Source organism: Pseudoalteromonas sp. PA2MD11 (assembly GCF_017808125.1).
In the GTDB taxonomy this organism is placed as follows: Bacteria; Pseudomonadota; Gammaproteobacteria; order Enterobacterales; family Alteromonadaceae; genus Pseudoalteromonas; species Pseudoalteromonas simplex.
On sequence record NZ_JADKNF010000008.1, the window covers coordinates 128,318 to 141,654 of the forward strand.

Here is a 13,337-nt window from a genome sequence, read left to right on the forward strand (position 1 = left end):
TATAAATACAGATATATAAACATGTTTATCCACAGTTTCTGTGGAGAAAGTGGATATTTAAACTGTGGATTGTGGATTTGTTTGCAATTTAGGCATGATTTACAAAAGTTATGCACAAGCTGTGGGTAAGGTGATGAAAATACGGTTGTAAATGGTTATTTTAATCAAACGGCACATTTTTATGATAATTACTTCGTAACACCTTGATTAAACATGTTTGTTAAAAAATAATTTTTCAATCTAATTTAGGCTTAGGTGTAAAGTGTTTGCTGTATCGCAGGTTATGTGGAACAATCAATAAAAATCGACTTACAAATGAGGCACTAAGGTGATTGATGCCGAAGGTTTTCGTGCCAATGTCGGAATTGTAATTTGCAATAATCAGGGACAAGTATTTTGGGCTCGTCGCTATGGTCAACACTCTTGGCAATTTCCCCAAGGTGGTGTGGATGACGGCGAAACTGCTGAGCAAACCATGTACAGAGAATTACACGAAGAAGTGGGCTTGCTTCCTGAAGACGTTGAGATCGTCGCAAGTTCTAAACATTGGTTACGCTATAAATTACCCAAGCGTTTAATTCGCAGAGACTCAAGTCCTGTGTGCATTGGGCAAAAACAAAAATGGTTTTTACTGAAACTTCGTTGTAAAGATGAAGATGTAAATTTACTTAAAACTCATCACCCCGAGTTTGATGATTGGCGATGGGTGAGTTATTGGTATCCGGTTAGGCAAGTTGTTTCGTTTAAGCGCGATGTATATCGTCGAGTAATGAAAGAGTTTGCTCCGTTTGCAATGCCGTTTAATAAACGAGAGCAACACAAAGATCATTGGCGACATAAACGATAAGGGCAACCTTATTTAAATCAAAGGAGCAGCATCATGTTAGCCACGCTCAGATCAATTGCTGAGGCAGTGTCGCAACAGGCGGACTTAAACAGTGCGCTGGGGTGTTTTGTGCAAATGGTAAAAGATGCCATGCAAACACAGTGCTGCTCGATTTATTTTGCCGATTATAGCCAAGATAACTTTGTATTGATGGCCACCCAAGGCCTCAACCCAGATGCGGTCGGCAAGTTTCGTATAGGCTTTACCGAAGGTCTCGTTGGCCTTGTTGCTCAGCGTGAAGAGCCCATTAATATAGCTTTTGCTAAATCTCACCCTCGTTTTAAACTCTCACCTGAAGTTAATGAAGAAGGCTATAACGCATTTTTGTCAGTGCCAGTCGTGCACCAGAAAAAGGTTTTAGGCGTTATTGTTGTTCAACAAAAACTAGCCCGTGTTTTTAGCCCTGACGAGGAATCATTCTTAATTACGCTCTCGGCCCAGCTAGCTTCTCAGTTAGCGCATGCAGAAATAAAAGAAATATTACGCGTCGATGAGTTTTCACACCAAACCTCAGTATTAAAAGGGGTATCAAGTGCACCAGGTATTGCCATAGGTGAAGCCTTTGTGGTGATCCCTAAGCTCGACTTTAGCTCTATTGAGCTGCAAAAAGACGACGATGTGAGCACCCAGCGTAAGCTATTTACCCAAGCAGTGGCTGCGACGCGGAACGAGTTTAATACCTTATCGATGACACTGAGTGACTCTATTCCGCAAGAGGCACTGGCGGTATTTGATGTTTATCAGCAGTTACTTGATGCCAAAAGTCTTGGTCAAAATGTTGAAGCGCAATTACAACAAGGCTGGAATGCTAAAAGCGCCCTAAAAATTGTAATTGAGAAATTGGTGACTCAATTCAATGCCATGCAAGATCCTTATATTAAAGAGCGTGCTGTTGATGTTAAAGATATTGGTTTACGGGTTTTACATCACTTAGTTAATACTGAGCATGCGGCAAAACCTTACCCTAAAGACACGATTTTAATTGCCGGTACATTAACCCCCGCAATGCTTGCTGAAGTACCTAAAGGGCACCTTGCTGGGGTTGTGAGTGTTAATGGTGCGGCAAATAGCCATGCTTCTATATTAACTCGTGCTATGGGGATCCCTGCTATTTGGGGCATTGAAGATGTGCCGTTATTGCAGTTTGAAGGCAAGCAAATGATTTTAGACGCCTATGCAGGGCGTTTATATATTTCTCCTTCACAAATGCTGCAAGAGGAATACAGCCAGCTTAAATATCAAGAAGCCTTATTGAACGATCGTTTTGTTGCAGAGCAAAACCTAGATGCCGTCACTAAAGATAGCGAACACATTAGCTTGTTACTAAACGCGGGTCTTGAATTAAATACCGAGCATGACAATAAGCCATTTTGCGATGGGGTAGGTCTTTATCGCACCGAAGCCTGGTTTATGCAAAAAGGCCAGTTTCCTTCACAGTCAGAACAAGAAAACTGGTATCGCGAAGTGCTAACGAGTTACCACCCTAATCCTGTGGTGATGCGTACACTCGATATTGGTGGTGATAAAGTTTTAGATTACTTCAATATAACCGAAGAAAACCCGTTTTTAGGTTGGCGTGGTATTCGCGTGACCTTAGATCATCCTGAGCTATTTTTAGATCAACTTAAGGCGATGTTAAAAGCCAACATTGGTTTGGGGAATTTAAAAATTATGCTGCCGATGATCAGTGGCTCAGAAGAAGTCGATGAATCTTTAAAGCTGCTCGAACAAGCCTATTTTGAGTTAAGTGAGCAATACCCCGAACAAGCCATTGAGCGCCCTGAAATCGGGGTGATGTTAGAAGTACCTTCGAGTGTATTTATGCTTGAAGAGTGGTCGCAAAAAGTCGATTTTTGCTCTGTAGGTAGCAACGATTTAACCCAGTATATGCTGGCAGTTGACCGCTCTAATGCCCGCGTTGCTGAGCTATTTAATCCTTATCACCCAAGTGTTCTTAGAGTGTTGTTAAAAATAGCACAGGAGTGTCAGCAACATGAGCTGCCATTTAGCTTGTGTGGTGAGTTAGGCGGCGATCCAGAAGGCGCATTACTGCTTATTGCAATGGGTTATCGAAGCTTGAGTATGAACTTTGCTTCGATTAGTAAAATTAAGTTTGTGCTTAGGCGATTAAATGTCAGTGATATGGAAAAGTTACTTGCAGAATGCTTATTACAACCCACTGCAAAACATGTACTTAGGTTAACGCGTAACTTTATGATTGAACATCAACTCGGTGAGCTATTTTACACCCCAAGCCAAGGTCAATCATGAGGGAAAATTGTGCTGTGAAGCACTTATACCCAAGCCACCTCAAGATGTAGAATTCAGCGTTTCACAGGTGCTTAATATCAAGGCGTTACTTTGCAACAATGGCAGTCCCTTTTAAGAAGTCACAACGATGAGAGTAAGTGCCTGTGAAACGCCCAAAGGGTTGGTTTAAAAGCGATTTATACTGCGTTATTGATTTTAACAATAGAACCACTATTACTTGCAATCAATGCCTTGCCTAAATCGCTTTTAATTCCAACTGAAACTCGCATCTTGAGGTGGTTTGGGTATATATATTAGTTTAGTATATGTATATAACAAATTGAATATATGAGTGTGCTATGCATGATGTAATACTTTTAATGGTGTACTGCGCAATTTTGGGCAGCGTGGTTGGATTTTTAGCAGGCTTATTAGGCATTGGTGGCGGTCTTATAATCGTGCCAGTACTTAGTGCGCTATTAGTGTCGTTTAATGTTGCCGACCCAAGCCATGTATTAGTTATCGCGATAGCAACCTCGTTAGCATCCATTATTTTTACCTCGACGTCTTCAGCCCTTGCTCATCATCGTAATGCTAACGTGCCATGGGAAATTGCTCCTTGGGTTATGACTGGCGTTGGCCTAGGCGCATTGATCAGTGGCTTTGCAGCAAGCTTTATTCCTGAGCAGCTGCTGCGCTTTGTTTTTGCCGGTAGCGTGGTGTTTATCGCACTTAGAATGGTGTTATCGACACGTAAAAAAGCCGCCAGTGAAAAGCCGCTTCCATCAGGGCCTATTCTTGGCTTTTTATGTGCCATAATGGGGGCACTTTCAGGACTAATTGGTATTGGTGGTGGGGCGCTTATTGTGCCGCTACTGCATTATTTTTCCGTTGATATTAAAAAGGCCATTGGTTGTGCTGCTGCTTGTGGTATTGTCATTGCGCTGTTTGGCTCGGTGGGTTACGTATCTGCCGGCTGGCAATTAACATCTTTCAGTGATGGATTTGCCGGATTTGTGTATTTACCTGCGTTAGTCGGGATTGTGGTTACCTCGTCGCTCATTGCGCCTATAGGTGCCAAAGCCACGCATTACTTGCCTGTGGCAACAATAAAAAAAGTATTCGCGCTATTACTTGTCATAATTGCGCTTAAAATGGTGTTTAGTTAAAGGTTTTAATTTTTATGGCTCTTCAATTTCCAGATATCGATCCGGTTATTTTTTCGGTAGGCCCGCTCAGCGTACGTTGGTACGGTTTAATGTATTTAATTGGTTTTGCTTTGGCGATGTGGCTTGCTAATCGCCAAGCAGCAAAACCAAACTCAGGTTGGACAAAAGAACAAGTCAGTGACTTATTATTTTACGGCATGCTCGGGGTTATACTCGGTGGCCGTATTGGTTATGTATTGTTTTATCAGTTCAGCTACTTTATCGAAAACCCACTGTATTTATTCAGAATTGACCAAGGTGGTATGTCGTTCCATGGTGGCACCCTGGGTGTCATTACAGCTATTGCAATCTTTGCTTGGACCCGTAAAAAATCATTGTTTGAGGTAGGTGACTTTGTAGTGCCACTTGTGCCGCTTGGTTTATTAGCCGGACGTATTGGTAACTTTATTAATGGCGAACTATGGGGCCGAGTGACAGATGTACCTTGGGCATTTGTTTTTCCTACAGGTGGCCCAGAGCCACGTCATCCATCCCAATTATACGAAGCCTTTTTAGAAGGCCTAGTACTGTTCTTAATCTTACAATGGTTTATCAAAAAGCCTCGTCCAGCGGGAAGTGTTGCTGGGGTGTTCTTACTTGGCTATGGTACGTTTAGGTTTATTGTTGAATACTTCCGTGAACCAGATGCTCATTTAGGTTTATTTGCAGGCGTTATCTCTATGGGTCAAATACTGTCATTGCCGATGGTAATTGGTGGCCTTGGTTTGTTAATATGGGCCTATAAAAAGCCGCAGCAAAGCGTGGCAAGCAAAGCATAACAAGAGCAAATCAATGAAACAGTATTTAGATTTATGTCAGCGTATTGTTGACGAAGGTGTGTGGGTTGAGAACAAACGCACAGGAACCAAATGTTTAACAGTAATTAATGCCGATCTTGAATATGATGTGGCAAATAACAAGTTTCCGCTCATCACCACGCGAAAGAGCTTTTACAAAGCGGCGATAGCGGAGTTACTGGGTTATTTACGTGGTTACGACAGCGCTGCACAGTTTCGTGATATCGGCTGTATGACTTGGAATGCCAACGCGAACGAGAACAAAGCGTGGCTTGAAAATCCGCATCGTCGTGGTGAGGATGATATGGGCCGTGTGTATGGTGTTCAAGGCCGCAGTTGGCAACGCCCTGATGGTAGCCACCTTGATCAGCTTAAAAAAGTTATCGATAACTTATCGAAAGGAATTGATGATCGCGGTGAAATCGTCACTTTTTATAATCCAGGTGAATTTGAGCTAGGTTGTTTGCGCCCTTGTATGCACACACATACCTTTTCTCTGTTAGGCGATACTCTATACTTAACATCATACCAACGTAGCTGTGATGTGCCGCTGGGTCTGAACTTTAATCAAATTCAATGTTTTGTGTTACTTGCTTTAGTTGCACAAATAACCGGACACAAACCGGGTAAGGCGTATCATAAAATAGCGAATGCGCATATTTATGAAAACCAACTTGAGTTGATGCGTGATGTACAACTTAAGCGTGAGCCTTTCGCGTCGCCAGAATTAAAAATAAACCCAAATATTAAATCATTAGAAGACATTGAAAGCTGGGTTACAAAAGATGATTTTGAAGTAGTAGGTTATCAGTGTCACGATGCAATTAAGTATCCGTTTTCAGTTTAAGAACAATAAAATTTAAGGAGAAATCAATGAAAGCAGTGATCCCAGTTGCTGGTCTTGGCACGCGTATGTTACCTGCAACAAAAGCAATCCCTAAAGAAATGCTTCCTATTGTTGATCGCCCGTTGATTCAGTACGTTGTAAATGAAGCAATATCAGCAGGAATTAAAGAAATTGTTTTAGTAACGCATTCAAGTAAAAACTCAATTGAAAACCACTTTGATACCAGTTTTGAGTTAGAAGCCACACTTGAAAAGCGTGTGAAACGTCAGTTACTTGCTGAAGTACAGTCAATCTGCCCGAAAGATGTGACTATTATCCACGTTCGTCAAGGTGAAGCGAAAGGCCTTGGTCATGCGATAAATTGTGCGGCGCCTATTATAGGTAATGAACCGTTTGTTGTTATCTTACCGGATGTGATCATCGATGATGTTGCGAGCGATCTTAAAAAAGATAACTTAGCTGAAATGATCCAGCGTTTTGAAACCACCGGTGAGAGCCAAATTATGGTTGAGCCTGTGCCGCAAAACGAAGTAGACAAGTTCGGTGTAGTAGACTTAGGTGATGTAACAATCAATCAAGGTGAAAGCGCCGCAATTTTGAATATGGTTGAAAAGCCTCCTATTGATCAAGCTCCATCAAATCTTGCTGTTGTGGGTCGCTATGTACTGAGCAAAAATATTTGGCCATTACTTGCAAAAACTCCAGCTGGGGCAGGTGATGAAATTCAATTAACAGATGCCATAGCCATGCTAATGGAAAAAGAAACGGTTGATGCATACTCTATGAAAGGTAAAAGCCATGACTGTGGTAGCAAAATTGGTTATTTAAAAGCCATCGTTGAATTTGCTTTACGACGTGAGGAATTCAAAGATGAATTGAGCGACTTCATAAAGTCGTTGGTTAAATAACCAATTCTATTTACTTAGTAATAAATTATGTTAAAAAAGTGCCTATATGGCACTTTTTTGTTATTTACAAGCAGCTGACAATTGTTGATTATTAACAAATTAGGGACTTTTCTGATATACCTTTGTCTTATAGGGTTGTTAAGATGAGTATGGTGATTAATTGCTCTAATTCAGTTAGTTAACTGAGTAATGAAAAGCATTAATAATTTTGCTGCAAATTGTTTATGTTATAAAGCTACTTTTTACTAACAACATGATTTGCAGCGAATTAAAGCACTAAACTGAAATTATAATAAAAACATAATGTTAGTGTTTATTTTCAATATCTTAAATTATCTTTTAGCTTTTGATGTACAGGTAAGTACTAACAGATAGTCTTCTTCAAAGTAAGAAGCAATTTTTTAACGGTACGTTTAAGAATCCTGATTATGAAAGATTACTTCAAGCCTTTTCGCTGCAGTATATACCTAATGGTGTTATTAACTGTTTCTGGTTGCAGTAATGAGCTGCTGCTAAGCTCTACCGTTAATTCTATGCAAAGTTTTGCATTTCGCTTAATCGATCCTATTTTTCAAATTAATGTAAAAACTAGTTCTGAGCTTCAATCAACGGCTACACAAAAAAATACCCTAGCCACTGCTGCTATATTAGCACCTACAAAACCTAATTATACTTTTGCGTTACAGTTAGCATCAGTTAGCTCTGAGACCGCAATAGAAGTCACCTTTCATAAAATGGCAAAACAAGCGCCTAGTATTTTTCAAGGTAAACCAATTTTGAATGTTGAAGTTGCAGACGTGCATGATAGAACTTTCTACCGCTTAAAGTTTGGAGGCTATAAGTATTTAAAAAATGCGAAAGCTGACTGCGCGGCTATTAAGCGACAAGGTATTGATTGTTGGGTTAGTAAATACACAGATAATCGAATTTATTTTTAGCGTCAAATATTCACTCTAAAGGTGGCATTTTTATTGCTAAGATTTAAGTCTGTTTTTTAGAATTGACGTCACCATGCATTTTTCTATTTTCTCTAAATATTTATTGTTAACCATCTGCTTAACTGCTTTAACAGCATGTATGATGAGCCAAGAACAAAGCCAGCCTGTTTATACTGAACAGCAGGTACAGCAATTTGCTGCCGAGTGGCAAAATCAACAGCCTAGCATTGAACGTCTTGCTGCAATGGAAAAAGACCTTGCGTTGTTAATCGAGGTACTTTCGGCTAATAGTGATTTAACTGCACAACCATCGGCATTTGAGCCGCAAAATGATGTGATCTATCACCAAAGTGAGCAAATACAATCTCAGCAATCATCATCAATCGACTCATTAGAAACGATTATTGCTGCAAACAAAGCAGCAGAAGCAGGTGTGCAATTAGGTTTATATTTAACGCCGAAAAAGGTCAGACATCAGGTCTTGAACCTTAAACGTGATTATCCTGCTGTTTTAAATGACCTAGATTTTCGCTTTAAAACTCGTGAGCAAAAAGGGGTAACCTTGTATGGATTACGAGCAGGTCCATTTGCAAATTATACTCAGGCGACAGCTTTTTGTGAGATAGCCAAAAGAATGGGGCAAACCTGTGTGACGGCACCGTTTCTTGGGCAGATGCTATAACCGCTTATTTAACAACAGAAGGGAATTGACCCTTCTGATAAACCATTCGCCTCCTCAAAAAATTAGCTACATCAGCCTACACAATTAAATCATTGTCTGAATGCAACGCTAGCTTATTGGTATTTTAGAAGTGACGTGTTCTTGTTACCACGCTTCGGCTTTTCATAATAATCCCATCAACAATAATACTTAGGCATAATTATTGCTTTGAACTTACTAAGTTTAGTGAGGATGGCAATTATGCGCCTGTTATTTTATTCAGTTTTTTTAGTGTTGGTGGGTTGTAGCTTAACTGAAGAGCCACAAAAAGCGCCCCCTAGAGAAACCCCAAAATCGCCGATGGCACCTTATACGGTGCATCAATACGTTGCTGATCTAAGTAGTCAGCTGAGCCGTATTCAAGGCCCTTACAAAGGCAATGCACGTATTGCTGTGACCAGTTTTTATATGGCTGATGGCTTAGGCACTGATTTGGCAGAAGATCAGGGCAGTGGCTTGAGTCAGCAAATTCAAGAAAGTTTATTAACGCAATTTACTCAGCTTGGTTTTCATACCATAGAGTATCGATTAGAAAATACTTTAAATTTGCAGCAATCGGCCGATAGTGTACTTAGTCGTGATGTAAATACCTTACGTCAACGTCAGAATATTGACTTTGTTATTACCGGCACACTGACGCGGCAACAACATGCCTATATAGTTAACGCCCGATTGGTAAATACCAAAGATCTGCGAATAGTCTCAGCAGCAAGCACCGAGATCCCTATCAATGTAATGTGGGGCGCTGAAAAAGTTCAGCAACGTGATGGCCAGTTGTATCGAAGCGAATATTAAGAGGAACTCATTTAATGAAACGTTTAATTTTAACTTTATGTTTGCCTTTTGGCTTTGGTTGCTCGTCAATGTTAACTGGTGATACAACTCAGCAAGATAATGAGCCTCAATTAGCTGCGCAAAGAGAAGTTGCCGCGCCGCATAGTAACGACAGTGTGTTTCAAACCAATCAGGCGGTGATGAATAACAGCACCTTTACCGCTGCACCAACGCGCAAAAATATTAATCACTATGTGCGTGGCATCATGCAGGACTTAGTTGAAAACTTGCAATATGTTAGCGATAACACGCCGGTTGCTGTTTCAAGCTTTGTATACCTTGATGCAGATTACAACTCAACGAATTTGCTAGGTAATCAAATTGCCGAAAGTTTCATTCATGAGCTTCACGCATTTGGTGTACCTGTCATTGATTTTAAAACCACTGATTACATGCGTGTCACACCAAGTGGTGACTATGTTTTCAGTCGTGATTATTTAGAGCTAAGCCAAGATCAAAACTTCAATTATGTATTGGCAGGTACTTTGGTTAATCATCAAAGTGGTGTGCTCGTTAATGCCCGCATTGTTGGTTTAGCAAGCAAAGCAGTTGTAGGGTCAGCGCAAGGTTTTATACCACAATCAGTGGTTGATGCCCTTGATAGCACCAACCGTAGTGATGGTATTACACTTAAACAAGCAAGTGAGTAAGCTATGAAAGGTTTTGTCTTAGCATCGTTAACGCTCGCGCTTTCTGGCTGCCAATTGCTGCCAGAGCAATCAGCAGAGCCGCAAAATACAGCCCAACATGCAACTGCATCAGCAAGTACTCAAGTCGATTATGTTGCTATGCTGCAAGCGCTTGAGCAAAAAGATATGCAGCAGGATAACGCTAACCATAGTTTATTTGTGCCTTATCAACATCATAAAACCGTTGTTAATTATGTCGAGCAAATGGCCCTTGAATTAGTGGATACCATGCAACAAGAAAGCGAGTTAGGAATAGCCATTACTAGCTTTGTTGATTTAGATGCGAGCCTAAAAAACAGCTCTCAACTTGGTAATCAACTCTCTGAAACAATGATGCACCAGCTGCAAAAATTCGGCTTTGGCGTTGTTGATTTTAAAGCGATGGATATCATTAGTGTGACCTCGCGTGGTGATTTTGTGATGTCGCGTGATATAGAAGAGTTAGCCGAGCGTCGCATCGCCAGCCATGTACTTACTGGCACGTTGATATATCGCCCTAATGGTGTTGAAGTGAATGCGCGAGTAATTAATTTAAACTCAAAGCTGGTTATTGCTAGCGCACAAAAAGTGATCCCATATTTTGTGCTGAAGAATGAGTCAATCAAATCAGCAACTGCTCGCGTTAACTAGCCTCATTATTTTACCGATCGGCTTGCTCTAAAGCCGGTTGGATTAATTTCTTGATTACCAAAGCCTTAGACCGTTATAATTTTCTGTAGCTTTACCTCAGCTTTTGAGTGGCCTCTTAGTTAAATGGATATAACGGCCCCCTCCTAAGGGGCAGTTACAGGTTCGATTCCTGTAGGGGCTACCAATAAAATCAATGGTTAGTCATGTTCTTCTTTGAAGCAGATTTGTAGCATTAAAGTTCCAAATCGATTGCCTAAATCAATATCCGATAAATTTGAGTGTTCTATTAAATAATACAGATTTCTTCATTCGAACAGTCTTCTTATCAAGTCGTTTTTTAGTGCTGCCAGCATTTCACTTACTCAACACTATGTCTATTTTCAATATTTAAAAACAATACGTTTGTCGTGTTCTTTACTGTTTTTCTTGCTGTTTGATTGAAATCTAAACTAATCATTATTTTGCAGATTAGTTTTAACCCCGCCTATAAAAGTGACAGGTTCTAACTATTTACTATGGCTAAAAACAGAATAAGGATATTGATATGTTGATTATTACGAATAGAAACATAAATAAATCAAACTTTAAAAATGGCGTAGGCGATCACAATGCTTTTGGTGACTACGCAAACGCTAAAGGACCTAATGAAGTTAGGCTCGCTCATGCAGATAAAGTAGAGGGAGTATGGCAAGTGCGACTAGTCACTGAGCCATCTAAAATCACAGAGAATAATATTCCCTCTAAAAAAGCATTTGCAGAAGTTCGTGAACGGCTCACTTCTTCAGGTAAAAACTGCGTTTTTTTTGTTCATGGCTTTAATCAAAGCTTTTATAAGAACTTAGAAAAGTCATTAGCATTAGAAAAAGAGCATGGGGTTGAGGTTGTTGTTTTTTCTTGGCCCTCTAATCCTGGAGGTTTTAAGACAAAAGAATACCGAAGCGCTAAGAGAAATGCACAGGCGTCAGTTGGTGCTTTGGATGCTACGTTGGAAAAGCTAGGTCATTACATGAAAGAGCCGTTTAATAAAGAGGCCCTTGAGGCATGTGATATTAAATTTACCTTTATGACATACAGTTTGGGGAATTACTTGTTTCAGAATTACGTTATCAACGCTTTATACGAAGCTGAAACAAGAATGTTTGATAACGTTGTATTGTGCCAAGCTGATGTTGATAACGCAGGTCATCAACATTGGGTAAATAATATAGAAGCTGGAAAACGAGTTTATATTACGATCAATGAAAATGATTGGGTCCTAAAATGGTCTGATGCGAATTTTCAAAAAGATCGGTTAGGAAGAACTGCTAGGAATTTGGTCGCTTCAAATGCTTTTTATTTTGACTTTACTGGCGGCCCAAATGTAGGAAAAACCCATGGCCTGTTCTATGAAAAGACAAATGATGTAGTTAAATCATTTTTTACAACTGTTTTAAATGGCGGTAGAGGTGAGGAGACTGATGGCTTAGTTTTTGATAGTAGGTTGAACGCTTATAGATTTTAGCTCTAAAATGAGGCTATTAATTTTTTAATAGCCTCATTAAAATTAACCCGTTACTTTTTCAAGCTCGCCTGTGCGCCATGGTTCAATGATGATTTTGATATGGTCGTTTGGTTTAAATAAGGTATCAAATGCACCTTGTACGCCGTCGATGCCGACTTTACCAGTACGCATTTTTTGCCATGCAATTTTGCCTGACGCGATGTTCTCAAGTGATTGTGCAAACTCTTCTGGTTGGTAGTAATAAGAGAAAATAAGGTCTAACTCTTTCACTGTGGCATAAGCAAAGTTAACGTTTAGTGGCGCGGTATGTACACCAGTTACAATGATTTTTGCTTTTGCTGGCGCACGTAAAATGTAATCGTTTAATAGGCGGCTTACACCAGCACATTCAAAAATAACCACCTTGTTGTTACCCGCAAGTGCTGCGGCTTTAGCAACTTCATCATCCTCCATCGGGTTAACATATTCTGTGGCGCCAAATTCAAGGGCAATTTGTTTTTTGCTCTCTTGTGGATCAGAGGCAACGATGTGTTTTACGCCTTGAAGCTTTAACGCGGCAATCGCGGCAAGGCCAATTGGGCCACAGCCAACCACAATGGCAACATCATCATTATTCATTTGTGCACGGTTCACTGCGTGCAGGCCAACAGCAAGTGGTTCTGTAATGGCTGCTGCTTCTGATGGAACAGCATCAGGAATAGGTAATAGCAAGGCTTCATCAACAATAAAGTATTCAGAGTAGGCACCATATAGCCCAGGGGTTACACCTACGCCAGCGCCGCCCGCAGAAAGTAAAATTGGCACTGAGGTTACGCGGGTGCCTTTAGCTAATTCGCCTTTAGTATTTGGGCCATAGCTAACGATTTCTGCCGCGTACTCATGGCCTAATAATACTTCTTGGTCATTGCCTGCCTCTTTAGCCATGATGCCAAGGTTTTTATAGATATCGAATACATCGCTTGTGTGGCGGGTTATATGAATATCAGAACCGCAAATACCGCAAGCTAGGCTTTTTACAAGTACTTGGCCGGGTCCGGGAGTAGGAATATCAATTTTTTTTACATGCAACTTGCCATTTTGCATGGCAACAGAATTCATTTGGCTCATATGTGTGTCCTCAATTCACCT

13 protein-coding genes and 1 tRNA gene are annotated in these 13,337 nt (G+C 40.5%); 13 read left to right on the forward strand and 1 reads right to left on the reverse strand.

The window, feature by feature from the left end; genetic code table 11:
* Nucleotides 1–328 precede the first annotated feature (328 nt).
* From rppH to ISP07_RS10975, 13 genes are all read left to right on the forward strand, one after another.
* On the forward strand, nucleotides 329–847 hold the full coding sequence (rppH, locus tag ISP07_RS10915; protein WP_054554350.1) for an RNA pyrophosphohydrolase: 519 nt from the start codon (nucleotides 329–331) through the stop codon (nucleotides 845–847).
* Nucleotides 848–880: 33 nt separating this feature from the next.
* The gene (gene ptsP / locus ISP07_RS10920) at nucleotides 881–3,157 is read left to right on the forward strand and encodes a phosphoenolpyruvate--protein phosphotransferase (protein WP_209327632.1); all 2,277 of its coding nucleotides are present in this window, start codon (nucleotides 881–883) and stop codon (nucleotides 3,155–3,157) included.
* Nucleotides 3,158–3,495: 338 nt separating this feature from the next.
* Nucleotides 3,496–4,305 (forward strand): sulfite exporter TauE/SafE family protein, encoded by an 810-nt coding sequence (locus ISP07_RS10925; RefSeq protein ID WP_055020682.1) that lies wholly within the window; start codon nucleotides 3,496–3,498, stop codon nucleotides 4,303–4,305.
* Nucleotides 4,306–4,319: 14 nt separating this feature from the next.
* Nucleotides 4,320–5,123: a prolipoprotein diacylglyceryl transferase gene (lgt, locus tag ISP07_RS10930; protein ID WP_054554353.1), complete on the forward strand. Its 804-nt coding sequence runs from the start codon at nucleotides 4,320–4,322 to the stop codon at nucleotides 5,121–5,123.
* Between the two features lie 13 nt (nucleotides 5,124–5,136).
* A complete protein-coding gene (locus ISP07_RS10935; RefSeq protein WP_138600286.1) occupies nucleotides 5,137–5,988 on the forward strand; it encodes a thymidylate synthase in 852 nt (283 codons plus the stop codon).
* Between the two features lie 26 nt (nucleotides 5,989–6,014).
* A complete protein-coding gene (galU, locus tag ISP07_RS10940) occupies nucleotides 6,015–6,896 on the forward strand; it encodes a UTP--glucose-1-phosphate uridylyltransferase GalU (protein WP_054554355.1) in 882 nt (293 codons plus the stop codon).
* A gap of 428 nt (nucleotides 6,897–7,324) precedes the next feature.
* Entirely contained in the window at nucleotides 7,325–7,834 is a 510-nt protein-coding gene (locus tag ISP07_RS10945; protein WP_209327633.1) for an SPOR domain-containing protein, read from the forward strand.
* Nucleotides 7,835–7,907: 73 nt separating this feature from the next.
* A complete protein-coding gene (locus tag ISP07_RS10950; protein WP_209327634.1) occupies nucleotides 7,908–8,516 on the forward strand; it encodes an SPOR domain-containing protein in 609 nt (202 codons plus the stop codon).
* Nucleotides 8,517–8,756: 240 nt separating this feature from the next.
* Entirely contained in the window at nucleotides 8,757–9,350 is a 594-nt protein-coding gene (locus ISP07_RS10955; protein WP_209327635.1) for a FlgO family outer membrane protein, read from the forward strand.
* 14 nt (nucleotides 9,351–9,364) lie between these two features.
* Complete coding sequence (locus ISP07_RS10960) at nucleotides 9,365–10,039, forward strand: FlgO family outer membrane protein (RefSeq protein WP_209327636.1); 675 nt, start codon at nucleotides 9,365–9,367, stop codon at nucleotides 10,037–10,039.
* Nucleotides 10,040–10,042: 3 nt separating this feature from the next.
* Nucleotides 10,043–10,708 carry a FlgO family outer membrane protein gene (locus ISP07_RS10965; protein ID WP_209327637.1) on the forward strand — a complete coding sequence of 222 codons (666 nt, stop codon included), beginning with the start codon at nucleotides 10,043–10,045 and terminating at the stop codon, nucleotides 10,706–10,708.
* A gap of 109 nt (nucleotides 10,709–10,817) precedes the next feature.
* A tRNA-Arg gene (locus ISP07_RS10970) sits at nucleotides 10,818–10,892 on the forward strand.
* A 360-nt stretch (nucleotides 10,893–11,252) separates the two neighbouring features.
* Nucleotides 11,253–12,209 carry an alpha/beta hydrolase gene (locus ISP07_RS10975; RefSeq protein ID WP_209327638.1) on the forward strand — a complete coding sequence of 319 codons (957 nt, stop codon included), beginning with the start codon at nucleotides 11,253–11,255 and terminating at the stop codon, nucleotides 12,207–12,209.
* A gap of 42 nt (nucleotides 12,210–12,251) precedes the next feature.
* Here the strand turns inward: ISP07_RS10975 and ISP07_RS10980 are convergent, their stop codons facing one another.
* Nucleotides 12,252–13,316 carry a zinc-binding dehydrogenase gene (locus ISP07_RS10980; protein WP_209327639.1) on the reverse strand — a complete coding sequence of 355 codons (1,065 nt, stop codon included), beginning with the start codon at nucleotides 13,314–13,316 and terminating at the stop codon, nucleotides 12,252–12,254.
* Between the last annotated feature and the right edge of the window lie 21 nt (nucleotides 13,317–13,337).

What these genes read in the sequence shown, in the direction of transcription:
- ISP07_RS10965 (WP_209327637.1), top strand. Translation starts at nt 10,043, where the DNA reads ATGAAAGGTTTTGTCTTAGCATCGTTAACGCTCGCGCTTTCTGGCTGC.
- ptsP (WP_209327632.1), top strand. Translation starts at nt 881, where the DNA reads ATGTTAGCCACGCTCAGATCAATTGCTGAGGCAGTGTCGCAACAGGCG.
- galU (WP_054554355.1), top strand. Translation starts at nt 6,015, where the DNA reads ATGAAAGCAGTGATCCCAGTTGCTGGTCTTGGCACGCGTATGTTACCT.
- ISP07_RS10955 (WP_209327635.1), top strand. Translation starts at nt 8,757, where the DNA reads ATGCGCCTGTTATTTTATTCAGTTTTTTTAGTGTTGGTGGGTTGTAGC.
- ISP07_RS10925 (WP_055020682.1), top strand. Translation starts at nt 3,496, where the DNA reads ATGCATGATGTAATACTTTTAATGGTGTACTGCGCAATTTTGGGCAGC.
- ISP07_RS10945 (WP_209327633.1), top strand. Translation starts at nt 7,325, where the DNA reads ATGAAAGATTACTTCAAGCCTTTTCGCTGCAGTATATACCTAATGGTG.
- lgt (WP_054554353.1), top strand. Translation starts at nt 4,320, where the DNA reads ATGGCTCTTCAATTTCCAGATATCGATCCGGTTATTTTTTCGGTAGGC.
- ISP07_RS10975 (WP_209327638.1), top strand. Translation starts at nt 11,253, where the DNA reads ATGTTGATTATTACGAATAGAAACATAAATAAATCAAACTTTAAAAAT.
- ISP07_RS10980 (WP_209327639.1), bottom strand. Translation starts at nt 13,316, where the DNA reads ATGAGCCAAATGAATTCTGTTGCCATGCAAAATGGCAAGTTGCATGTA.
- ISP07_RS10935 (WP_138600286.1), top strand. Translation starts at nt 5,137, where the DNA reads ATGAAACAGTATTTAGATTTATGTCAGCGTATTGTTGACGAAGGTGTG.
- ISP07_RS10960 (WP_209327636.1), top strand. Translation starts at nt 9,365, where the DNA reads ATGAAACGTTTAATTTTAACTTTATGTTTGCCTTTTGGCTTTGGTTGC.
- ISP07_RS10950 (WP_209327634.1), top strand. Translation starts at nt 7,908, where the DNA reads ATGCATTTTTCTATTTTCTCTAAATATTTATTGTTAACCATCTGCTTA.